General features: G+C 61.8%; 17 protein-coding genes, 1 tRNA gene and 2 pseudogenes. 2 read left to right on the top strand and 18 right to left on the bottom strand.

All coding sequences use genetic code 11. The features are described from left to right. The 4 genes from NKI38_RS31430 to rpsL all read right to left on the bottom strand — a co-directional run. A partial coding sequence (locus tag NKI38_RS31430; protein WP_352664481.1) for a GTP-binding protein occupies window positions 1-446 on the bottom strand: 446 nt, incomplete at its 3' end. A gap of 98 nt (window positions 447-544) precedes the next feature. Continuing rightward, window positions 545-2635: an elongation factor G gene (gene fusA / locus NKI38_RS31425; protein ID WP_027027748.1), complete on the bottom strand. Its 2091-nt coding sequence runs from the start codon at window positions 2633-2635 to the stop codon at window positions 545-547. A gap of 29 nt (window positions 2636-2664) precedes the next feature. Further along, a complete protein-coding gene (gene rpsG, locus NKI38_RS31420; RefSeq protein ID WP_008875664.1) occupies window positions 2665-3135 on the bottom strand; it encodes a 30S ribosomal protein S7 in 471 nt (156 codons plus the stop codon). Window positions 3136-3195: 60 nt separating this feature from the next. Then, window positions 3196-3567, bottom strand: coding sequence for a 30S ribosomal protein S12 (gene rpsL / locus NKI38_RS31415; protein ID WP_006333356.1), 372 nt, complete (start codon window positions 3565-3567; stop codon window positions 3196-3198). A gap of 495 nt (window positions 3568-4062) precedes the next feature. Between rpsL and NKI38_RS31410 the strand changes: the two genes are divergently transcribed. Beyond that, window positions 4063-4344, top strand: coding sequence for a transcriptional regulator (locus NKI38_RS31410; protein WP_023762912.1), 282 nt, complete (start codon window positions 4063-4065; stop codon window positions 4342-4344). A gap of 175 nt (window positions 4345-4519) precedes the next feature. Continuing rightward, entirely contained in the window at window positions 4520-5446 is a 927-nt protein-coding gene (locus NKI38_RS31405) for a Gfo/Idh/MocA family protein (protein ID WP_352664479.1), read from the top strand. A 283-nt stretch (window positions 5447-5729) separates the two neighbouring features. On the opposite strand, the gene NKI38_RS31400 is transcribed toward NKI38_RS31405, so the two are convergent. The 14 genes and pseudogenes from NKI38_RS31400 to NKI38_RS31335 form a co-directional block, all read right to left on the bottom strand. Continuing rightward, window positions 5730-6395, bottom strand: coding sequence for an O-methyltransferase (locus NKI38_RS31400; RefSeq protein WP_352664477.1), 666 nt, complete (start codon window positions 6393-6395; stop codon window positions 5730-5732). Window positions 6396-6479: 84 nt separating this feature from the next. Continuing rightward, window positions 6480-10676, bottom strand: coding sequence for a DNA-directed RNA polymerase subunit beta' (gene rpoC, locus NKI38_RS31395; protein ID WP_352635710.1), 4197 nt, complete (start codon window positions 10674-10676; stop codon window positions 6480-6482). A gap of 132 nt (window positions 10677-10808) precedes the next feature. Further along, complete coding sequence (gene rpoB, locus NKI38_RS31390) at window positions 10809-14945, bottom strand: DNA-directed RNA polymerase subunit beta (protein ID WP_352635712.1); 4137 nt, start codon at window positions 14943-14945, stop codon at window positions 10809-10811. A 252-nt stretch (window positions 14946-15197) separates the two neighbouring features. Continuing rightward, window positions 15198-15575 (bottom strand): 50S ribosomal protein L7/L12, encoded by a 378-nt coding sequence (rplL, locus tag NKI38_RS31385; protein ID WP_023762907.1) that lies wholly within the window; start codon window positions 15573-15575, stop codon window positions 15198-15200. 54 nt (window positions 15576-15629) lie between these two features. Then, the gene (rplJ, locus tag NKI38_RS31380) at window positions 15630-16148 is read right to left on the bottom strand and encodes a 50S ribosomal protein L10 (protein ID WP_013531412.1); all 519 of its coding nucleotides are present in this window, start codon (window positions 16146-16148) and stop codon (window positions 15630-15632) included. 392 nt (window positions 16149-16540) lie between these two features. Next, entirely contained in the window at window positions 16541-17239 is a 699-nt protein-coding gene (gene rplA / locus NKI38_RS31375) for a 50S ribosomal protein L1 (protein ID WP_127260185.1), read from the bottom strand. A gap of 4 nt (window positions 17240-17243) precedes the next feature. Then, on the bottom strand, window positions 17244-17672 hold the full coding sequence (gene rplK, locus NKI38_RS31370; RefSeq protein WP_027027738.1) for a 50S ribosomal protein L11: 429 nt from the start codon (window positions 17670-17672) through the stop codon (window positions 17244-17246). 177 nt (window positions 17673-17849) lie between these two features. Further along, entirely contained in the window at window positions 17850-18377 is a 528-nt protein-coding gene (gene nusG / locus NKI38_RS31365; protein WP_013531409.1) for a transcription termination/antitermination protein NusG, read from the bottom strand. A gap of 27 nt (window positions 18378-18404) precedes the next feature. Beyond that, a complete protein-coding gene (secE, locus tag NKI38_RS31360; protein WP_013531408.1) occupies window positions 18405-18608 on the bottom strand; it encodes a preprotein translocase subunit SecE in 204 nt (67 codons plus the stop codon). A 399-nt stretch (window positions 18609-19007) separates the two neighbouring features. Further along, window positions 19008-19083 (bottom strand) — tRNA-Trp (locus NKI38_RS31355). Between the two features lie 81 nt (window positions 19084-19164). Next, window positions 19165-19712, bottom strand: a pseudogene (locus NKI38_RS31350) (putative glycolipid-binding domain-containing protein). Between the two features lie 30 nt (window positions 19713-19742). Beyond that, window positions 19743-20225 (bottom strand): group II truncated hemoglobin, encoded by a 483-nt coding sequence (locus NKI38_RS31345; RefSeq protein WP_352664474.1) that lies wholly within the window; start codon window positions 20223-20225, stop codon window positions 19743-19745. A 104-nt stretch (window positions 20226-20329) separates the two neighbouring features. Beyond that, window positions 20330-21969: pseudogene (locus NKI38_RS31340) on the bottom strand (COG3904 family protein). Between the two features lie 162 nt (window positions 21970-22131). Continuing rightward, window positions 22132-22233: EF-Tu C-terminal domain-related protein (locus tag NKI38_RS31335; RefSeq protein ID WP_152536282.1), on the bottom strand; the 102-nt coding region annotated here is incomplete at its 5' end.

Below are 22233 nucleotides of genomic sequence, written 5' to 3'. Positions count from 1 at the left end.
ACCTCGAGCTCGACCAGTTCGAGCAGCTCGGCGTCGTCGACCTGGTCGACCTTGTTCAAAAACACCACGATCGACGGCACGCCGACCTGACGGGCGAGCAGGATGTGCTCGCGGGTCTGCGGCATCGGGCCGTCGGCGGCCGACACGACCAGGATCGCGCCGTCCATCTGCGCGGCACCGGTGATCATGTTCTTCACATAGTCGGCGTGGCCGGGGCAGTCGACGTGAGCATAGTGGCGGTTGGCCGTCTCGTATTCGACGTGCGCCGTCGAGATCGTGATGCCGCGCGCCTTCTCTTCAGGGGCAGCGTCGATCTGGTCGTAGCGCTTGTATTCGCCAAAATACTTGGTGATCGCAGCCGTCAGCGACGTCTTGCCATGGTCGACGTGGCCAATCGTGCCGATGTTCACGTGAGGCTTGTTACGCTCGAATTTACCTTTGGCCATAATCGTTCTCCGTCTATTCTACCCGCTTGGGGGAAATTGTTATTCGCTCTTTAGATCCGGCATCGCGCAAGGGACGCGACCCGGTGGCTAAGGAACCCTTACGCGTATTTCTTCTGGACTTCCTGGGCCACCGCAGTCGGGACCGGCTCGTAGTGATCGAACTGCATCGTGTAGGCCGCACGGCCCTGGCTCATCGAGCGCAGGTTGTCGACATACTTGAACATGTTGGCGAGCGGCACCATCGCGTTGATGACCACGGCCACGCCACGTGCTTCCTGGCCCTGGATCTGGCCACGACGGCCGTTCAGATCGCCGATGACGCTGCCGACGTAGTCTTCCGGCGTCACAACTTCGACCTTCATGATCGGCTCGAGCAGCTGCACGCCAAGCTTGGGTGCGGCTTCACGGAAGCAGGCGCGGCCGGCGATTTCGAAGGCCAGGACGCTGGAGTCAACGTCGTGGTAAGCGCCGTCGATCAGCGTCGCCTTGACGCCAATCATCGGGAAGCCCGCGAACGGACCCGAAGTCATGACGCTGTTGATACCCTTTTCGACGCCGGGGATGTATTCCTTCGGCACAGCGCCGCCGACGATCTTGGTCTCGAATTCGAACTCGCTGCTGTCCGGGTTCGGCTCGAAGACGATCTTGACGCGGGCGAACTGACCGGTACCGCCGGTCTGCTTCTTGTGCGTGTAATCCTGCTCGTGCCTGCGGGTGATCGTCTCGCGATAGGCCACCTGCGGCGCGCCGACATTGGCCTCGACCTTGAACTCGCGACGCATGCGGTCGACGATGATGTCGAGGTGAAGTTCACCCATGCCGGAAATGATAGTCTGGCCGCTTTCCTCGTCGGTCTTGACGCGGAAGGACGGATCCTCGGCGGCCAGGCGGTGAAGGGCGAGGCCCATCTTTTCCTGGTCGTTCTTGGTCTTCGGCTCGATGGCGATCTGGATGACCGGATCGGGGAATTCCATGCGCTCGAGGATGACCGGATGCAGTGGATCGCTGAGCGTGTCGCCGGTGGTCGTGTCCTTGAGACCAGCCAGAGCAACGATGTCGCCGGCAAAAGCCTCTTCGACGTCGGCGCGCGAGTTCGCATGCATCTGCAGCATGCGGCCGATACGCTCCTTCTTGCCCTTCACGGTGTTGTCGACCGAGATGCCCTTGGTGAGCCTGCCCGAATAGATGCGGGCAAAGGTCAGCGAACCGACGAACGGGTCGTTCATGATCTTGAAGGCGAGCATCGACAGCGGCTCGTTGTCGTCGGCGTGACGCTCGATCTCGGCGTCGGTCTTGGCATCGACACCCTTGATGGCCGGAACATCGGCCGGCGACGGCAGATATTCGACGACGGCGTCGAGCAGCGGCTGCACGCCCTTGTTCTTGAAGGCCGAGCCACAGAACATCGGGTAGAACTTCACCGCGATGGTGCCCTTGCGGATCAGCGCGCGGATCTCGTCATTCGACGGCATCTTGCCTTCGAGGTAATTCTCAAGCGCCGTCTCGTCCATTTCGACGGCGGCCTCGATCATCTTCTCGCGGTATTCCTCGGCACGAGCCTTGAGGTCGTCCGGGATCTCGACGACATCCCAGGCGGCGCCCAGCGTCTCGTCGCGCCAGACCAGCGCGTTCATCTCGACGAGGTCGACAACGCCCTTGAATTCGGTCTCGGCACCAATCGGCAGCTGCATGACGACGGCATGCGCACCGAGGCGCGAACCGATCATCTCGACCGAGCGGTAGAAGTCAGCGCCGATCTTGTCCATCTTGTTGCAGAAGATCATGCGCGGAACGCGGTACTTGTCGGCCTGGCGCCAGACGGTTTCCGTCTGCGGCTCAACGCCGGCATTGGCATCGAGCAGCGCGATGGCGCCGTCGAGGACGCGCAGCGAACGCTCGACTTCGATGGTGAAGTCGACGTGGCCGGGGGTGTCGATGATGTTGAAGCGGTGCATCTTGCCGTCACGAGCCTTCCAGAAGGTCGTGGTCGCGGCCGACGTGATGGTGATGCCGCGCTCCTGCTCCTGCTCCATCCAATCCATGGTGGCAGCGCCGTCGTGGACTTCGCCGATCTTGTGCGACTTGCCCGTGTAATAGAGGACGCGCTCGGTGGTCGTCGTCTTGCCGGCGTCAATATGCGCCATGATACCGAAATTGCGGTAGTCTTCGATTTTGTATTCGCGGGCCATCGTAGCTGCCTCTCAGTCTCGTTCGCGCTTTACCAGCGGTAGTGCGCGAAAGCGCGGTTGGCTTCAGCCATCTTGTGGGTGTCTTCACGCTTCTTGACGGCCGTGCCGCGGTTGTTGGCCGCGTCCATCAGCTCGCCGGAGAGGCGGTCGACCATCGTGGTCTCGTTGCGGTTGCGCGCCGCTGCGATCAGCCAGCGAATGGCCAATGCCTGGCGGCGCTCGGGGCGCACGTCGACCGGAACCTGGTAGGTGGCGCCACCGACACGACGCGAACGCACTTCCACATGCGGCGCGACATTGTCGAGCGCCTGATGGAAGACGGTGACCGGCTCCTGCTTGGTCTTCGACTGAACCTGGTCGAGTGCGCCGTAGACGATGGTCTCGGCAACCGACTTCTTACCGTCATACATGACGGCATTCATGAACTTGGTGACGATCAGATCGCCGAACTTCGGGTCCGGATTGATCTCACGCTTTTCTGCACTGTGACGACGCGACATGGCTTTTGTCTCTCAATCTCATAGCCCGACGCACTCAAGGAGCGCCAAGGCCGGAAAATCTTACTTCGGACGCTTGGCGCCGTACTTCGAACGGCGCTGCTTGCGGTTCTTCACACCCTGCGTGTCGAGCACGCCGCGGATGATGTGATAGCGAACGCCCGGAAGATCCTTGACGCGGCCGCCGCGGATCATCACCACGGAGTGCTCCTGAAGGTTGTGACCTTCGCCGGGGATGTAACCGATCACTTCAAAACCATTGGTCAGGCGGATCTTGGCCACCTTGCGCAGCGCCGAGTTCGGCTTCTTCGGCGTCGTTGTATAGACGCGCGTGCAGACGCCCCGCTTCTGCGGGTTCTGCTGCATGGCCGGGACCTTGTTGCGCTTCACCGGCGCAATGCGCGGCTTGCGGATCAGCTGGTTGACGGTAGGCATTAAACCCTCTTGTCTCTCAATTCCGTGTCTCGCCCGGTCAGGGCCGCTCAAAGCGTCATTTCCATACGCAAATTCGGGCCACAACCGCGCCTCGCGGTCTTGCCCGAACAAATCGCAGAGGAAGCGGAAGCCGCTTCGTGCACGCCGGAAATGTCTTTTCGCTCGTAAAACGAACCCTGTTTGAGGCAAACTCCAAAGCGTGTCGCTTCGGAAGGGAGAGCCTCACATCGGTTCTGACTGGGCGGCTTCTACTCGTAAGACCGCGGACCGTCAAGCCCGGAGCGCTAAATATTGCGCGCCAACCAAGGCTTGGCAGCCATGTGAAAAACGCATGTTATTTTCTTTCGCAATTTTGCAAGAGCGAGGAAGAAAGTGCCAAGCCTTTAGCAAAGTGAATGGCTTTGCGCTGTTGCACGGCTCTTCTTCATGCGAAAAGGCCGCATGAGCAGTCAGAACCCCCTCGCCCGCCCACACATTGCCAAGAGGAATCGACCCGTGAACGACAATGAAGAACGCCCGGTCACCATCATCACCGGCCGGGTGTGGAAGAAAAAGGGCGGCAAACCGGAAGGCGTCCATGTCATGCTGGTCGCGCCCGACGACGATTCGGCGGTGCGCCGGGCACTCGAATCGCTTGCCGCGGAAGGTTACGCCGAGGCCGAGCTCGACCAGATCGGCGACATGGACGGCGTGCCCGACGAAGAGCCGCATCTTTCCGCCTTCCAGGGCGCGCTCGAAGGCGAAGTTTCGATCGTTACCTTCGACGTGCCGATCTGAAACCAGGCCTCGACTCGGCTTTCGAATCGGTTGCCGAGGCGAATCAGCGATCTAGGCTTCCTAGCCGACGAACGCCGGCGCTCAGATCGAGTAAGACTGAGGTTGGCCTGTCGGCTTGCCCAGGGCAAGTGTTCTGATAAGAAGCCATCACCATCATTCAACAGACGGAGCGACCGTGTCCCAGCCCATCAAGATAGGCATCGTCGGCGTCGGCAAGATCGTCCGCGACCAGCACCTGCCGGCCCTGGCGAAGGACCAGGACTATCGCCTGATCGCTGCTGCCAGCCGACACGGCAAGGTGGATGACATTCCGAATTTCCCGACCATCGAATCGATGCTCGATGCCGTGCCCGAGCTCGAGGCCGTCTCGCTCTGCATGCCGCCGCAGTTCCGCTACGACGCGGCGCGCACGGCGCTGATGGCGAAGAAGCATGTCTTCCTGGAAAAGCCGCCAGGCGCCACCGTCAGCGAGGTCGAAAACCTGAAGGCATTGGCCGCGCAGAACGGCGTCTCGCTGTTCGCCAGCTGGCACTCGCGCTATGCGCCGGCCGTGGAGGCCGCGCGCGCCTTCCTGAACTCGACCAGGATCAAGTCGGCCGCCATCAACTGGAAGGAAGACGTGCGCCGCTGGCACCCGAACCAGGAATGGATCTGGGCGCCCGGCGGTTTTGGCGTCTTCGATCCCGGCATCAACGCGCTGTCGATTGCGACCCATATCCTGCCGGCGATGTTCATCACTTCGGCGGTTCTGGATTTTCCCGAAAACCGCGCATCCCCGGTTGCCGCGCGCGTCACCTTCCGCACCTCGAATGGGCTGCCGGTGACAATGGACCTCGACTGGCTGCAGACAGGCCCGCAAAGCTGGGACATTCTGGCCGACACCGACAAGGGCGCGATGGTGCTTTCGGGCGGCGGCTCAAAGCTCGCTATCGACGGCCGTGTCGTCCACGACGAACCGGAAACGGAATACCCGATGCTCTATCGGCGATTCGCCGAGATCGTGCGCGCCGGCACCTCCGATGTCGACCTGGCGCCTCTCCAGCATGTCGCCGATGCCTTCATGCTCGGCAAGCGCAACGTGGTCGAGGCGTTCTTCGACTGATTTGTACACGTGGACCTGGCTTGAATGCATGCTCGTGCCAGGTCGACCCCCACTCCGTCTCGGCTACGCCGAGCCACCTCTCCCCCGATCGACGGGGTAGAGGAAGGGCGCGAAACCACCAACGCTCGTCCAACGCGGCTTCCTTTCCCTCCGGAGGGGGGAAAGGTGGCACTGCGAAGCAGCGACGGATTGGGGGAAGCCGGTCGTCAAACGAGCAGCCGATGACAAATGAATACGGCCGAGTTGGTCTGATATCAGCGTCATTCAGACAATCATGGTGATCTCACTCGACGATCGCAATCGCAAAGCCGTCATAGCCCTTGGCGCCGACTGTTTGGATGGCAGTGCCATCCAGACGCTTGTCGCCACCGATGAAGGAGAATGCCGCGCGTGCGCCTTCTACATTGAGATCACGGCCACCCTGATCGAGCACAGCACCCTCGCGTATGACGTTGTCGCAGACAATGACGGTTCCGGGCTGGGACAGCCGCATGGCCCAGGATAGATAGTGCGGGTTGTTCGGCTTGTCGGCGTCGATGAAGATGAAGTCGAACGGTCCTGCATGCTCGTCGCCCAGCGCGGCAAGCGACTGAAGGGCCGGCCCGACCCGGAGTTCCACCCGCTCCGAGACGCCTGCCCGCTCGAAATTCGATCGCGCGACAGCGGCATGGTGCGGATCGAGTTCGAGCGTCACAATCCTGCCGTCGACAGGCAGCGCCCGCGCCATCCAGATCGTCGAATAGCCGCCCAGCGTGCCGATCTCGAGAATCTTCCTGGCTCCCTGCATGCGCGCAAGAAGTGAAAGCAGCTTGCCTTGCGCCGGCGACACGTCGATCGCCGGCAGGCCCTGGTCGTGGTTGGCCGCCAGAACTGCATCGAGGACGGAGTCCGCCTCAAACAGGGAACCGACAATGTAGTCGTCGACGGCCGCCCAGGTCCTTTTGCTCATCGCTTTTTCTCCGATCCGATGCGGAAACCAAAACGCGAAAAAGGGGCCATTCGGCCCCTTTTCCTTTCTTCTCGTCTTCCGCGCTTACTGCGCGGCGTGTGTCATGTCGGCAAGCATCGGCTCGGCGACTTCCACACCGGAGGCCTTGCGGCGCTCGTCGATGATCAGTTCGTCGCGCGAGGTGGCGATGCGCCGGATCTGGCTCATCGTGCCGCCGGTGCCGGCCGGGATAAGCCGGCCGACGATGACGTTTTCCTTCAGTCCCTGCAGCATGTCGGTCTTGCCGGCAACAGCAGCTTCCGTCAGCACCCGGGTCGTCTCCTGGAAGGAGGCGGCCGAGATGAAGGATGGCGTCTGCAGCGATGCCTTGGTGATGCCGAGCAGCACCGGCAGGCCTTCGGCCGGCTTCTTGCCGTCCTCGACCAGACGCTCGTTGACCTCTTCCAGTTCGATCACGTCGACGTGGTCGCCCGGAATGTAGGTCGAGTCGCCCTGCACCGTGATCTCGACCTTCTGCAGCATCTGGCGAACGATCACCTCGATGTGCTTGTCGTTGATCGACACGCCCTGCAGACGGTAGACTTCCTGGATTTCGTTGACGAGGTAGGAAGCAAGTGCCTCCACGCCCTTGATCGCCAGGATGTCGTGCGGCGCCGGATTGCCGTCGAGGATGTAGTCGCCCTTTTCGATGACGTCGCCGTCCTGGAGATGGAACGGCTTGCCCTTCGGGATCAGGTATTCGACCGGCTCAAGCGTAGAGTCATGCGGCTCGATGATGATGCGACGCTTGTTCTTGTAGTCGCGGCCGAAGCGGATCGTGCCGTCGATCTCGGCGATGATGGCGTGATCCTTCGGACGACGTGCCTCGAACAGTTCGGCAACGCGCGGCAGACCGCCGGTGATGTCCTTCGTCTTGGCGCTTTCCATCGGGATACGCGCCAGCACGTCGCCGGGGCGAACCTGCGATCCCGGCTCGACCGAAAGAATGGCCTCGACCGAGAGCAGGAAGCGGGCGTCGCCACCCTTGGACAGCTTGCCGACCTTGCCCTTGGCGTCCTGAATGGCAATTGCCGGCTTCAGGTCGTTGCCGCGCGGCGTCGAGCGCCAGTCGATGACCTCACGCTTGGTGATGCCGGTCGACTCATCGGCCGTTTCCTGAACGGAAATGCCGTCGACCAGATCCTCATACGACACCCTGCCCTCGATTTCGGTGAGGACCGGGCGGGTATAGGGATCCCACTCGGCGATACGCTGGCCGCGCTTCACCTTGTCACCATCGTCCACGAAGATGCGCGAACCATAGGTGAGGCGGTGCGAGGCGCGCTCCTTGCCGGCTTCGTCGAGGATCAGGACCGCCATGTTGCGGCCCATGACCATCTGCTGGCCGTCGGAGTTGCGCACCACGTTGCGGTTGCGGATCTCGACCTTGCCCTCATAGGAGGCTTCAAGGAACGAGCTGTCCACCACCTGCGCGGTGCCGCCCATGTGGAAGGTACGCATGGTGAGCTGGGTGCCCGGCTCGCCGATCGACTGCGCCGCGATGACGCCGACGGCTTCACCCTGGTTGACCGGGGTGCCGCGGGCCAGATCGCGACCGTAGCAGACCGCGCAGACGCCAACCCTGACTTCGCAAGTCAGTGCCGAGCGAATGCGAACCGACTGGACGCCGGCCTTTTCGATCTGTTCCACGTCACGCTCGTCCATCAGCGTTCCGGCCTTGACCAGGATCTCGCCCGACACCGGATGGGTGATGTCGTCGAGCGACGTACGACCCAGCACGCGCTGGCCGACCGAAGCGACGACCTGACCGGCATCGACGATCGGCTGCATGGTGAGGCCCTTGTCGGTGCCGCAGTCGACGGAGTTGACGATGCAATCCTGCGCCACGTCGACCAGACGACGGGTGAGGTAACCCGAGTTCGCCGTCTTCAAGGCGGTGTCGGCCAGACCCTTGCGGGCGCCGTGGGTCGAGTTGAAGTACTCGAGCACGGTCAGGCCTTCCTTGAAGTTCGAGATGATCGGCGTCTCGATGATTTCACCCGACGGCTTGGCCATAAGGCCGCGCATGCCGGCGAGCTGACGCATTTGGGTGGGCGAGCCACGCGCACCGGAGTGCGACATCATGTAGATCGAGTTCATCGGCTTTTGACGGCCATTGTCCTCGAACTCGACCGCCTTGATGCGGGCCATCATTTCGTCGGCGACCTTTTCCGAGCACTTGGCCCAGGCGTCGACGACCTTGTTGTACTTCTCGCCCTGCGTGATCAGACCGTCATTGTACTGCTGCTCGTATTCCTTGGCCAAAGCCTCGGTGTCGGAAACCAGCTTGATCTTGGCATCCGGGATCAGCATGTCGTCCTTGCCGAACGAAATGCCGGCACGGCAGGCATGGCTGAAGCCGAGCGCCATGATGCGATCGCAGAAAATGACCGTCTCCTTCTGACCGCAGTGGCGGTAGACGGTGTCGATCATCTTGGAGATGTTCTTCTTGGTCATCTCCTGGTTGGCGGTCTCATAAGGCACGTTGACGTTCTTCGGCAGAAGCTCGCCGATGATCATGCGGCCAGGAGTGGTGTCATGGATCTTCGACACGACCTTGCCTTCGGCGTCGACCGTGCGGAAACGACCCTTGATCTTGGAGTGCAGCGTCACCGCCTTGGTCTCGAGCGCGTGCTGGAGTTCGCCCATGTCGGCAAACACCATGCCCTCGCCCGGCTCGTTCTGGTTGACGATCGAGAGATAGTAGAGACCCAGAACCATGTCCTGCGACGGCACGATGATCGGCGCGCCGGAAGCCGGGTGCAGGATGTTGTTGGTCGACATCATCAGCACGCGGGCTTCAAGCTGCGCTTCCAGCGACAGCGGCACGTGAACGGCCATCTGGTCGCCGTCGAAGTCGGCGTTGAAAGCCGTGCAGACCAGCGGGTGCAGCTGGATCGCCTTGCCTTCGATCAGGATCGGCTCGAACGCCTGGATGCCGAGACGGTGCAGCGTCGGCGCACGGTTCAACAGAACCGGATGCTCGCGGATGACCTCGTCGAGGATATCCCAGACTTCCGGACGCTCTTTCTCGACCAGCTTCTTCGCCTGCTTGACGGTCGAGGAGTAACCCTTGGCGTCGAGACGGGCGTAGATGAAGGGCTTGAACAGTTCGAGCGCCATCTTCTTGGGCAGGCCGCACTGGTGCAGCTTGAGCTCCGGGCCGGTCACGATGACCGAGCGGCCGGAATAGTCGACGCGCTTGCCGAGCAGGTTCTGACGGAACCGGCCCTGCTTGCCCTTGAGCATGTCGGACAGCGACTTCAGCGGGCGCTTGTTGGCGCCGGTGATGACGCGGCCGCGACGGCCATTGTCGAACAGCGCATCGACGGCTTCCTGCAGCATGCGCTTTTCATTGCGCACGATGATGCCGGGGGCGCGCAGCTCGATCAGCCGCTTCAGACGGTTGTTGCGGTTGATGACGCGGCGATAGAGGTCGTTCAGATCCGACGTGGCGAAGCGGCCGCCGTCCAGCGGGACAAGCGGGCGCAGGTCCGGCGGGATCACCGGAACCACCTTCATGATCATCCATTCCGGACGGTTGCCGGATTCCATGAAGTTCTCGACGACCTTGAGCCGCTTCAGATACTTCTTCTGCTTCAGCTCGGAGGTGGTCGAAGCCAGTTCCGAACGCAGGTCGCCGGCGATCTTCTCCAGGTCCATGCCGGCCAGGAGGTCATGAATGGCCTCGGCGCCGATCATGGCGGTGAACGAATCCTCGCCATACTCGTCGACGGCGATCATGTACTCTTCCTCGCTGAGCAGCTGGTGCTCCTTCAGCGCGGTGAGGCCAGGTTCGGTGACGATGTAGTTCTCGAAGTAGAGGACGCGCTCGATGTCCTTCAGGGTCATGTCGAGCAGCGTGCCGATACGCGACGGCAGCGACTTCAGGAACCAGATATGGGCGACGGGCGCCGCCAGTTCGATATGGCCCATGCGCTCGCGGCGAACGCGCGACAGCGTGACTTCGACGCCGCACTTCTCGCAGATGACGCCCTTGTACTTCATGCGCTTGTACTTGCCGCACAGGCACTCATAGTCCTTGATCGGGCCAAAAATGCGCGCGCAGAACAGACCGTCACGCTCCGGCTTGAAGGTGCGGTAGTTGATGGTCTCCGGCTTCTTGATCTCGCCGAAAGACCAGGACAGAATCTTCTCAGGGCTGGCAAGCGATATCCGGATGGAATCGAACACCTGCGCAGGCGCCTGCGGATTGAAGAGATTCATGACCTCTTGGTTCATGCCGTTCTCCTTTTCGGGGTCCTCGAAAACCCCTTGCATCTAGTCGCGAGCCAAACGCCCGCCGTCTTGTCGGCCACTGGCCGTGGAATTTGATGCATCCGGTCGCGGGGAGCCCGCGACCGGATGTCTTTCCTACTCGGCCGCGTCGGGCAGCCGGATCGGGTTGTCATCGAGCTTGGTGTTCTCCAGCTCGACATTGAGGCCGAGAGACCGCATTTCCTTGACGAGAACGTTGAAGCTCTCGGGAATGCCGGCCTCGAAGGTGTCGTCGCCACGGACGATCGCCTCGTAGACCTTGGTGCGGCCGGCGACGTCGTCGGACTTCACCGTCAGCATCTCCTGCAGCGTGTAGGCGGCGCCGTATGCCTCGAGCGCCCAGACCTCCATCTCGCCGAAGCGCTGGCCACCGAACTGCGCCTTGCCGCCCAGCGGCTGCTGGGTAACGAGCGAGTATGGACCGATCGAACGCGCGTGGATCTTGTCATCCACGAGATGGTGAAGCTTGAGCATATATATGTAGCCCATCGTCACCTTGCGATCGAACGGCTCGCCGGTGCGTCCGTCATAAAGCTGCGACTGACCGCTGGTGTGCAGGCCCGCCTGCTCCAGCATGATGTTGATGTCAGCCTCATGCGCGCCGTCGAACACCGGGGTCGCGATCGAAACGCCGCGGCGCATCTGCTCGCTGAGGCGAACGATGCTCTCGTCGTCATAGTCGCGGACCGGCTCGTTGCGGTCGTTAGACGGAATGAAGCTCTCGAGCGTCTTGCGCAGCGGCTTGATGTCGCCGGCTGCCTTGTACGTGTCGATCAGCTCGCCGATCTTCCTGCCCATGCCGGCGCAAGCCCAGCCCAGATGCGTTTCCAGGATCTGGCCGACATTCATGCGGCTCGGCACACCCAGCGGGTTGAGCACGATATCGGCATGGGTGCCGTCCTCGAGGAAAGGCATGTCCTCGACCGGAACGATCCGCGACACGACACCCTTGTTGCCGTGACGGCCGGCCATCTTGTCGCCGGGCTGCATCTTGCGCTTCACGGCCACGAAGACCTTGACCATCTTCATGACGCCCGGAGGCATTTCGTCGCCGCGCTGGACCTTCTCGACCTTGTCCATGAAGCGCTGTTCGAGCGCCTTCTTGGAGTCGTCGTACTGGCCACGCAGGGCTTCCAGTTCGCTCTGGAGCTTTTCGTTCTCCACGGCAAACTGCCACCACTGCGAACGCGGATACTCGTCGAGCGTATCCTTGGACAGCGTCGAGCCCTTCTTGAAGCCCTTCGGTCCAGCGATCGCTTCCTTGCCGACGAGCACGTCGGAAAGACGCGCGTAGACGTTGCGGTCGAGGATCGCCTGCTCGTCGTCGCGGTCCTTGGCGAGGCGTTCGATCTCCTCGCGCTCGATCGCCATGGCGCGCTCGTCCTTCTCCACACCGTGGCGATTGAACACGCGCACCTCGACGACGGTGCCGAAGGTGCCCGGAGGCATGCGCATCGAGGTGTCGCGCACATCGGATGCCTTTTCGCCGAAGATGGCGCGCAGAAGCTTCTCTTCCGGCGTCATCGGGCTTTCGCCCTTCGGCGTGATCTTGCCGACCAGGATATCGCCCGGCTGAACTTCGGCGCCGATGTAGACGATGCCGGCTTCGTCGAGGTTCTTCAGCGCTTCTTCCGAGACGTTCGGGATATCACGCGTGATTTCCTCAGGTCCGAGCTTGGTATCGCGCGCCATGACCTCGAACTCCTCGATGTGGATCGAGGTGAAGACGTCATCGGCGACGATGCGTTCGGACAGGAGGATCGAGTCCTCGTAGTTGTAGCCATTCCACGGCATGAACGCGACCAGCACGTTGCGGCCGAGGGCCAGATCACCGAGCTCGGTCGACGGACCGTCTGCGATGATGTCGCCCTTGTTGACCCGGTCGCCCATGCGAACCAGCGGACGCTGGTTGATGCAGGTGTTCTGGTTCGAACGCTGGAACTTCATCAGCCGGTAGATATCGACGCCGGACTTGCCCGGATCGAGATCTTCGGTAGCGCGGATAACGATACGCGTCGCGTCCACCTGGTCGACGATGCCGCCGCGGCGGGCGCCGATGGCGGCGCCTGAGTCACGGGCGACGATCGGCTCCATGCCGGTGCCGACAAACGGCGCCTCGGCGCGCACCAGCGGCACGGCCTGACGCTGCATGTTCGAGCCCATCAGAGCGCGGTTGGCGTCGTCGTTTTCCAGGAACGGGATCAGGGCCGCGGCCACCGACACCATCTGCTTGGGCGAAACGTCCATCAGATCGACGTTTTCGCGCGGCGCCATCATCACTTCGCCGGCGCTGCGGCAAATGACGAATTCGTCGACGAAACCACCGTTCTTGTCGAGCTCGGCGTTGGCCTGCGCGACATGGTGCTTGGCCTCTTCCATCGCCGAGAGATAGACGACGTCATTGGTCAGCTTGCCATCGACGATCTTGCGGTACGGGCTCTCGATGAAGCCGTACTTGTTGACGCGTGCGAAAGTGGCCAGCGAGTTGATCAGACCGATATTCGGGCCTTCCGGCGTCTCGATCGGGCAGATGCGGCCGTAATGCGTCGGGTGCACGTCGCGCACTTCGAAGCCGGCGCGCTCGCGGGTCAGACCGCCCGGTCCAAGCGCCGAGAGGCGGCGCTTATGGGTGATCTCCGACAGCGGGTTGGTCTGGTCCATGAACTGCGACAGCTGCGAGGAACCGAAGAACTCGCGCACGGCGGCGGCCGCCGGCTTGGCGTTGATCAGGTCCTGCGGCATGACCGTATCGATCTCGATCGAGGACATACGCTCCTTGATCGCGCGCTCCATGCGCAGCAGGCCGACGCGGTACTGGTTTTCCATCAGCTCGCCGACCGAACGCACGCGGCGGTTGCCGAGATTGTCGATGTCGTCGATTTCGCCCTTGCCGTCGCGCAGTTCGACCAGCGTCCTGACCACGGCCAGGATGTCGTCCTTGCGCAGCACGCGCACGGTGTCCTCGGCCTTGAGTTCCAGACGCATGTTCATCTTGACGCGGCCGACGGCCGACAGATCGTAGCGCTCTGAGTCGAAGAACAGCGAGTTGAACATGGCTTCGGCGGTCTCGAGCGTCGGCGGCTCGCCGGGGCGCATGACACGATAGATGTCGAACAGCGCGTCCTGGCGGCTCTCGTTCTTGTCGACGTTGAGCGTGTTGCGGATATAGGCGCCGACATTGACATGGTCGATGTCGAGAACCTTGATCTCGTCCTCACCGGTGCCGAGCAGCACCTTCAGCGTCTTCTCGTCGATCTCGTCGCCGGCCTCGAGGAAAATCTCGCCGGTGGCGTAGTTGACGATGTCCTCGGCCAGGTAGTTGCCGAGCAGATCCTCGTCGGTCGCCTTGATCGCCTTGAGACCCTTTTCGCCAAGCGCCCTCGCCTGACGGGCGGTGATCTTCTTGCCGGCCTCGACAACGACCTCGCCGGTGTCGGCATCGACCAGGTCGCCAACGGCCTTGAGGCCGCGGAAACGCTCGACGTTGAACGGAATGCGCCAATGGTCGCCGGCGCGCTTGTAGGTGATCTTGTTGTAGAAGGTCGACAGGATCTCTTCGCCGTCCATGCCGAGCGCCATCAGCAGCGACGTCACCGGGATCTTGCGGCGACGATCGATGCGGGCGTGCACGACGTCCTTGGAATCGAACTCGATGTCGAGCCACGAGCCGCGATAGGGAATGACGCGCGCGGCAAACAGAAGCTTGCCCGACGAGTGCGACTTGCCCTTGTCATGGTCGAAGAAGACGCCCGGCGAGCGGTGCATCTGCGAGACGATGACGCGCTCGGTGCCGTTGACGATGAAGGTGCCGTTCAGGGTCATGAGCGGCATGTCGCCCATGTAGACGTCCTGCTCCTTGATGTCCTTGATGGACTTGGCACCGGTATCCTCGTCGATATCGAACACGATGAGGCGCAGCGTCACCTTGAGCGGCGCGGCATAGGTCAGGTCGCGCTGACGGCATTCGTCAACGTCGAATTTCGGTCCTTCGAACTCGTACTTCACGAACTCCAGCATCGAGGAGCCAGAAAAATCGGAGATCGGGAAGACCGACTTGAAAACGGCCTGCAGTCCCTCGTCCGGACGCCCACCCTTGGGCTCCGCCACCATCAGGAACTGGTCATAGGATGCCTTCTGAACCTCGATCAGGTTCGGCATCTCCGCAACTTCCGGAATCTTTCCGAAGAACTTGCGTACGCGTCTGCGGCCATTGAAAGTCTGGGTCTGGGCCATCGTCGCTCCTTAGCTCTAAACTCGGGACGAGCCTCGCCGCGGCTCGCCTTGCATGCTGGGCCACCTTGGCGGCAACCCTCTGTCTGTTTTCCCGGCGCCTGTCGGCGGCCGGCTAGAACGGGAGAAAACCCGTTTCCTGAAGGCCGGTTTTCGGCCCTCAGGAAAGAGGTTCTCGTACATCTCGCGTTACGCGTCCTCCCTTCCAGGCGAAGGGAGTGGCGGACGGCGCGAGGCCGTCCGCCGCTTTTACGCTTACTTCAGGTCGACCTTGGCGCCGGCTGCTTCCAGCTGGGCCTTGAACTTGTCAGCGTCGGCCTTGGAAACGCCTTCCTTGACCGGCTTCGGAGCCGCTTCGACCAGATCCTTGGCTTCCTTGAGGCCAAGACCGGTGATAGCGCGGACTTCCTTGATGACGTTGATCTTCTGAGCGCCTGCCTCGGTGAGGACGACGTCGAATTCCGTCTTTTCCTCGACCGGAGCAGCTGCGGCCGCACCACCGCCAGCGGCGGCAACAGCCACCGGAGCAGCGGCGGAAACGCCCCACTTTTCTTCCAGAAGCTTCGACAGCTCGGCCGCCTCGAGGACGGTCAGCTTCGAAAGGTCGTCTACGATCTTTGCGAGATCAGCCATTGTTGTATTCCTTCATCAGGTTCGAACGTGTGTTTGTGATAGCGAGGAACGGCCTCATGCCGCCTCGTCCTTCCGGGCGTAAGCGCCGATGACGCGCGCGACCGAAGCCGCTGGCGCATTGACGATCTGGGCGATCCGGGTTGCCGGCGTGGCGATCATGCCAACCAGCCTGGCGCGCAGCTCATCGAGCGACGGAAGTGTGGCGAGTGCCTTCACACCGTCGGCGTTGAGCGAGGTGGTGCCCATTGCGCCGCCGAGAATGACAAGCTTGTCATTTCCCTTGGCGAAATCGGACGCGACCTTCGGCGCCGCAATCGGATCCTCCGAATAAGCAATCAGCGTCTGTCCCTTGAACAGCTCGATGATCGATGCGGAGTCCGTGCCCTGAAGAGCGATTTTGGCGAGACGGTTCTTCGCGACTTTGACGGTGCCACCGGCGGCGCGCATTTTCGACCGAAGGTCGTTCATTTGCGCGACGGTGATACCGGCGTAGTGGGCCACGACCACTGAACCTGCGTTCGAGAACGCACCGTTCAGGCCCGTGACGAGTTCGCGTTTTTCCGCTCTGTCCACTGCCTATCTCCAGTTGACCCCAATCCTGTTAACGGGAACATCCCATTCACGAGGACAGGCGTCGGGTTGCCTTTGTCGGCCGGGCCATCCAGTAACGGATCTCCCGAACGACGCTCGAGGATCCTGCCCCCTTTCGCCACATCGACAGTCAAGCCGGCGATGCGCAGACAAAAGGCAAACACGGTTCGAACCTTTCATTGGAGCAATCGCTCCGTTGTCCGGTCTTCACCCGTCTCATGCAGGCCCAAATCGAATTAAGGCTTCTGGGCCGCCTGCAATCTCGGACAGGATGTCCGGAAACCTCTCGGTTTCCGGTACCGGGCCACCGACAAGTCGGAGGCCCGGAATTCACTTGCGGATCAGGCCTTTAGCGGCCGATCCAAATGTTCGTATCAGGACGCTGTGAGCGTCGCGACGTCGAGCTTGAGGCCCGGGCCCATCGTCGAGGTGACCGACACCTTCTTGACGTAGTTGCCCTTGGCGCCAGTCGGCTTTGCCTTGGTCACCGCATCGGCGAAGGCGCGGATGTTCTCTTCCAGAGCCTTGACGTCGAACGAGACCTTGCCAACGCCGGCGTGAACGATACCGGCCTTCTCCACGCGGAACTCGACAGCGCCGCCCTTCGATGCCTTGACGGCGGCGGCAACGTCTGTGGTGACGGTGCCAACCTTCGGGTTCGGCATCATGCCGCGCGGACCGAGCACTTTGCCCAGACGGCCGACGAGCGGCATCATGTCCGGCGTGGCGATGCAGCGATCGAAGTCGATCGTGCCCTTCTGGACGATGTCGACCAGATCCTCGGCACCAACGATATCGGCGCCTGCGGCGCGCGCTTCGTCAGCCTTGTCGCCGCGCGCGAACACAGCGACACGCACCGAGCGGCCGGTGCCGTTCGGCAGGTTGACCACGCCGCGGACCATCTGGTCGGCGTGGCGCGGGTCGACGCCGAGGTTCATGGCGACTTCGATAGTCTCGTCGAACTTGACCGAGGAACGGTCCTTGAGCAGCTTCAGTGCATCACCCAGGGCATAAGCCTTGTTGGGATCGATGCCTTCGCGGGTCTTCGATACACGCTTTGCAATCTTTGCCATGATCTTAGCCCACCACTTCCAGACCCATCGAGCGGGCGGAGCCCTCGACCATGCGCATGGCCGCTTCGACGTCGTTTGCGTTCAGATCCTTCATCTTCGCGGTGGCGATCTCACGGACCTTTTCACGCGAAACCGTACCGGCCTTGACCTTGCCCGGCTCCTTGGAACCAGCCGTCAGGTTAGCCGCCTTCTTCAGGAAGTAGCTCACCGGCGCCGTCTTCATGACGAAGGTGAAGGACTTGTCCTGATAGTAGGTGATGACGACCGGAACCGGCGATCCCTTTTCCATTTCCTGGGTCTGCGCGTTGAACGCCTTGCAGAATTCCATGATGTTGATGCCACGCTGACCAAGCGCCGGGCCGATCGGGGGAGACGGCGTGGCCGATCCCGCTTTGACCTGGAGCTTGAGCTGGCCTGCAATTTTCTTAGCCATCTCTTTTCCTGCCTTTGTCTATGCCGACCCCCACTGTCTGGGAAACCTCGGCGGTTGCAGTCTGGTGGTGCGATCCATGCGGCCGGCTAAAGCCGCACTCGTCTCCCACCGTTCTTAAAGAGCCGCGCGATCTCCGCGCCGCTCTTCCCCGCCGCGCTTGACGACAGGGATTTCGGATCAGCCCTTTTCGACCTGTCCGAATTCCAGATCGACAGGCACGGCGCGCCCGAAGATCGAAACTTCCACCTTGAGCCGCGCCCGCTCCTCGTCCACTTCCTGGACGAAACCGTTGAACGACGCGAAGGGACCATCCGAAACGCGGATCGCCTCGCCGATCTCGAACGTGACCGAGGGCTTGGGCCGCTCGACGCCTTCCTGCACCTGGTTCAGGATGCGCTGGGCTTCCGCCTCGGTGATCGGCACCGGCTTGGAGTCGCCCAGGAAGCCGGTGACCTTCGGCGTGTTCTTGACCAGCGAAAACACGGCGTCGGTCAGATTGGCCTTCAGGAGCACATAGCCCGGGAAGAACTTGCGCTCGGCATCGACCTTGCGGCCGCGACGAACCTCGACGACCTTCTCGGTCGGCACCACGATCTGGTGGATGTCGGCAGACAGGCCCTTCTGCTTGGCCTTGTTCTCGATATCCTCGGCGACCTTCTTTTCAAAGTTCGAATAGGCGTGGACGATGTACCAGCGCGCGGTCATTTCAAGACTTCTCCGTAATCGCCGGACTTAGCGTCCGATGCCCAGAATCTGTTCGACCGCGAGGCCCATGAGCTGATCGGCGGTGAAGAAAAAGATCATCGCGATCACAGCGAAAGCCAGGACCATGACCGTCGAGATCATCGTTTCGCGCCGCGACGGCCAAGTCACCTTGGCGGTCTCCGCGCGAACCTGCTGGAGAAAGACGAAAGGATTTGTGGTTTTCGAAGCCATATGCCGCTCTGTCTTCAAGACCCGTTGGCCGGGTCTCCTGGATGATCCCGCTGGCCGGGACGTGCCGCCTGAGCCCAATCTCGCGCCGAATCAGCGCAATCAATTCGCCCATGCAAATCAGACGCGTAAAGCCGGCTTCCCAGCTCCACGCGTCGCGTGTCTGTTTCGTCTACATAAAACCGATTCTTGATCCACGCAAGTGGCAAGTGTCCGCTTTATGACCAAACACCGCCTCGGAACCATCCAGTCGTTCCGTCCCGGCTATAAGGCCTTTATGCCCCAAGTGAGCCAATATGGCAAGCGGGTCGCCGATTTTCAAAGGGCAGACCGCAGAAATATCGTTTTGAAACGCCATTTCGAAAAATGGCGAAATATCACGTTGAGTGCCATTTCGAGAAATGGCACGGGCAGCAGGGCTCGAACCTACGACCTGCGGTTTTGGAGACCGCCGCTCTACCAACTGAGCTATGCCCGTATCGTGCGCATGTCGGCGCAGCAGGCGCTTCCTAAAAGCTTCCGCTCGCTCTGTAAAGAGTGGTTTGCAAGCAAACGCGCCTTAACCCCTGCGCCAGAAATCGGGATAGCTGACGACCAACCCCTCGCGGTCGATCTCGAGCTCCCGCCTGAAGCCGCTGGCGCGCGATTCATAGAGATATCGCGTGCCCTCTTCGAGGCATGTGTAGCGCTGCGGGTTGGCAACAACGGTGAGGGCCGGGAAATCGATGAAGGCCGTGGTGATCTCGGCACTTTGCCCGACGGAAAGCCGTAATCGCCGGATCGGCAGTGTGTTGGTGAACGGCGTGACGGTCAGGTCGGGGTCGAGAATGCCGTCGAGTTCGGGCACAGGCCGTCTCTGGTCCAGCGGCCCTCGCCATCGGCGGCAAGAACAAGCGTTCGGCCGCTGCCGATCATGTCGACCACGACACGCCTGGCGCGCCAGCCGGCATCGCAGGCAATGCGGTAGCGCACGGCAAACGGCGCGGCGCCGGAGCAAATGACGACGGCGTCTGCCAAAACCTCCCCTGCCCGTTCCTGCAACACCAAATGTTCGAGGCCGGGGCCGTCCCACTCGCGCCAGCGTATGATCTTCGTATCTTCCCGCATCCACCTGACACCCCCCATGGCCTCCGGAAGCTACTTCGTATCCGGTGGCCGATAGGGGCCGCCCGGCACACCCCAGCCCCAAGCCGGCATCGGTTCCGTCTCGGGATCGCAGGTCTCACCAAGGTTGGAGTTCATCTTGGCCAGCCGCGATCCCCATTCGACATAGCCCATGAAGGCCGAACGGAATTCCGGATCGTCAGGCAGACCGACCGCGTCGGCGGCATCGGCCAGAAGACTGATCCAGCGGCGGCGCTGCTCCTCGGTCAGATGCTTGCCCAGATGGTGCATGACCATCTCGCGGTGGCCGCCAAACTGTTCGCTGTAGGTTTTCGGTCCGCCGAATACCTCACCGATGAAGGCCGCGACATGGGCGGGATGATCCGGCGACATGGTTTTGAACACCGGACCGACGATCGGGTCCTGCGCCACCTTGTCATAGAAAGTCTGGGTCAGCCGGTTCAAGGCCTCGCTGCCGCCGGCCCATTCGTAGAGTGTCGGGATATCCTGGCTCATTCTCGATCCCTCCTCCAGCCCCGGTGCCGCCAGCAGCGACGATAGCGGAAAAATCGCGAGTGCCTCAACCTGCCTCGATGGCCAGTTTCCGATTTCGCCGCGCTTTACAATTTGGCGGGCGCGTCAGCCTCGGCATTGGCGGAAGACCGGATCCGGCAATTCTGCGGTTTCGGCACCGCGTCGCAGATGGTGGCGCCGGTCAGCGCGTCGACCGATTGAAGGCCTGTCGTCAGCCCGACCTTCAGCATCATGTCGGGTTCCAGCTGCCGCTCGACCGAGCGCCGCTCGATCGCCGCGAACAGAGCGGGATCGATCGCCATCTCCTCGAGATAGGCCTTGACCATCTGCTTTTGCCCCATCAGGTACAGGCTAAGCCGCGCACGGGGGCCGACAAGCCGTCTCATGCCGCCGGCAAGCATGAGCGCACAGGCCGAGTCGCACTCCACTCCCGCATCGATGCTCAACCCGGCATAAGCGCCCTCCTTGGCCAGGCAATTCCACTCTCCCGGGTCACAGCCGACGAAATCAGTGCGGCCAACAGCGACGTCGAGCTTCTTTTCGCGGACAAGCCGTCCCGCCGCCAGAGCGCTGAACAGGTCGCCTCCTTGCGAACTTATGACGACAGGCAGCCGCCGGTCGCCAAGCGTGGCGAGCAACTGGCGCAGCTTCTGCGGGGTCTGAGGCGTGATCGCGCCTTCCGCCGAGATCCATTCCGGGCATTCCGGATTGCAGAGCGGGTTGCTGCCGCGAACCACGACAAAGCGCATGTCCTTATCGCGCTGCACACCCTCGGGCTCGGCCGGCTGCGGAGCAGGCTTGGCCGCGGCCGTCAGATCATCCGGCTTGTTCCCCGGTATTTCCCGGCAATTCGCGGCCAGCCGATCCGGCCTGCACAGGCTTGCGGTGGTCAGCATGTCCACAGCATCCGGGCTGGTGACCAACTTCATCGTCAGCATGTCGTCGAGGGCGATCTGGTGGATTTCGCTGGCCGGCGTGCTCTTCATCGTTTCGAGCACGCCCTGTTCGATGCCCATCTGGTTGAGATAGGCCGCCAGCTTTTTCTCCACCGACTTGCTCATCTCGTATGTTTTGTAGCTGCCGGCGTTCTTGCGGCTGACGATCTTTGTGTTGAGGACCTTCTTCTTGCCTCCCACGATGCGGTAGGTGGTCCGGTATTGCAATTTCGTGCGGATGTAGGTCGTGGTGATCTGATGGACGCCGAGATAGGCCCATTCGCCTGCGACACGCTGGACGCCGCCGGCAAACATCAACGGACAGGCGGAATTGCACATGGCGCCATAGTCGATGACATCGCCTAGGTAGCGGGCGCCATTCTTGTCACGGCCCTGGCAACCCCTCGCATCGGGCTGGCAACCGGAGAACACCGTCTTGCCAATGGCGATATCGAGTTGTTCTTGCGGATCAGCCGGCCAAGCGTCAGTGCCGCCTCAACATTGCCGCCCGGAGAATTGACGACGATCGGCAGCTTTCGCCCGCCAAGCGTCTTCAGCATGCGTTTGAACAGAGCCGGCGTTCCGGCCTCTATCGAGCCTTCGGCGGAGATCCATTCCGGGCAGATCGGCTCGCACCCCGGTGCATTGCTGCGAACAATGCCAAACTGCATCGTCGGACCGAGATCCGGGGCGGTATCCGTCGCAAAGGCACGTCCCGTGACAAGCAACGCCAGCAGGCAGATCAGCCGCAGCCACAATGCCCGACGATGGAAAAGGCGCCCTGGAACCATCTGAAAAAGCCCCTTGATGCAATCCATACTAGACGAGGTCCAAAGGCTTGCAACAGGGTCTGCACGACATCGCGGGGCACCGATCTCCGGGGGCAAAAAGAAAGGGCGGCCCCAAGGACCGCCCTTTCCGTTTCGAACCTGACCGGCACAGGCCGGCGTCGGTTATTCCTTGATGGTGACGACGATGCCGGCACCGACGGTGCGGCCGCCTTCACGGATAGCGAAGCGCAGCTTCTCTTCCATGGCGATCGGCACGATCAGCTC

Source organism: Mesorhizobium sp. M0621 (assembly GCF_040320745.1).
In the GTDB taxonomy this organism is placed as follows: domain Bacteria; phylum Pseudomonadota; class Alphaproteobacteria; order Rhizobiales; family Rhizobiaceae; genus Mesorhizobium.
The sequence above is the reverse complement of the archived record's forward strand: the minus strand, read 5'-3'. Positions and strand labels throughout refer to the sequence as shown.

Bases quoted from the DNA above. Each gene is read 5' to 3' on its own strand.
- fusA (WP_027027748.1), bottom strand. From the start codon at position 2,635: ATGGCCCGCGAATACAAAATCGAAGACTACCGCAATTTCGGTATCATG.
- rpsG (WP_008875664.1), bottom strand. From the start codon at position 3,135: ATGTCGCGTCGTCACAGTGCAGAAAAGCGTGAGATCAATCCGGACCCG.
- rpsL (WP_006333356.1), bottom strand. From the start codon at position 3,567: ATGCCTACCGTCAACCAGCTGATCCGCAAGCCGCGCATTGCGCCGGTG.
- NKI38_RS31400 (WP_352664477.1), bottom strand. From the start codon at position 6,395: ATGAGCAAAAGGACCTGGGCGGCCGTCGACGACTACATTGTCGGTTCC.
- rpoC (WP_352635710.1), bottom strand. From the start codon at position 10,676: ATGAACCAAGAGGTCATGAATCTCTTCAATCCGCAGGCGCCTGCGCAG.
- rpoB (WP_352635712.1), bottom strand. From the start codon at position 14,945: ATGGCCCAGACCCAGACTTTCAATGGCCGCAGACGCGTACGCAAGTTC.
- rplL (WP_023762907.1), bottom strand. From the start codon at position 15,575: ATGGCTGATCTCGCAAAGATCGTAGACGACCTTTCGAAGCTGACCGTC.
- rplA (WP_127260185.1), bottom strand. From the start codon at position 17,239: ATGGCAAAGATTGCAAAGCGTGTATCGAAGACCCGCGAAGGCATCGAT.
- rplK (WP_027027738.1), bottom strand. From the start codon at position 17,672: ATGGCTAAGAAAATTGCAGGCCAGCTCAAGCTCCAGGTCAAAGCGGGA.
- nusG (WP_013531409.1), bottom strand. From the start codon at position 18,377: ATGACCGCGCGCTGGTACATCGTCCACGCCTATTCGAACTTTGAAAAG.
- secE (WP_013531408.1), bottom strand. From the start codon at position 18,608: ATGGCTTCGAAAACCACAAATCCTTTCGTCTTTCTCCAGCAGGTTCGC.
- NKI38_RS31345 (WP_352664474.1), bottom strand. From the start codon at position 20,225: ATGAGCCAGGATATCCCGACACTCTACGAATGGGCCGGCGGCAGCGAG.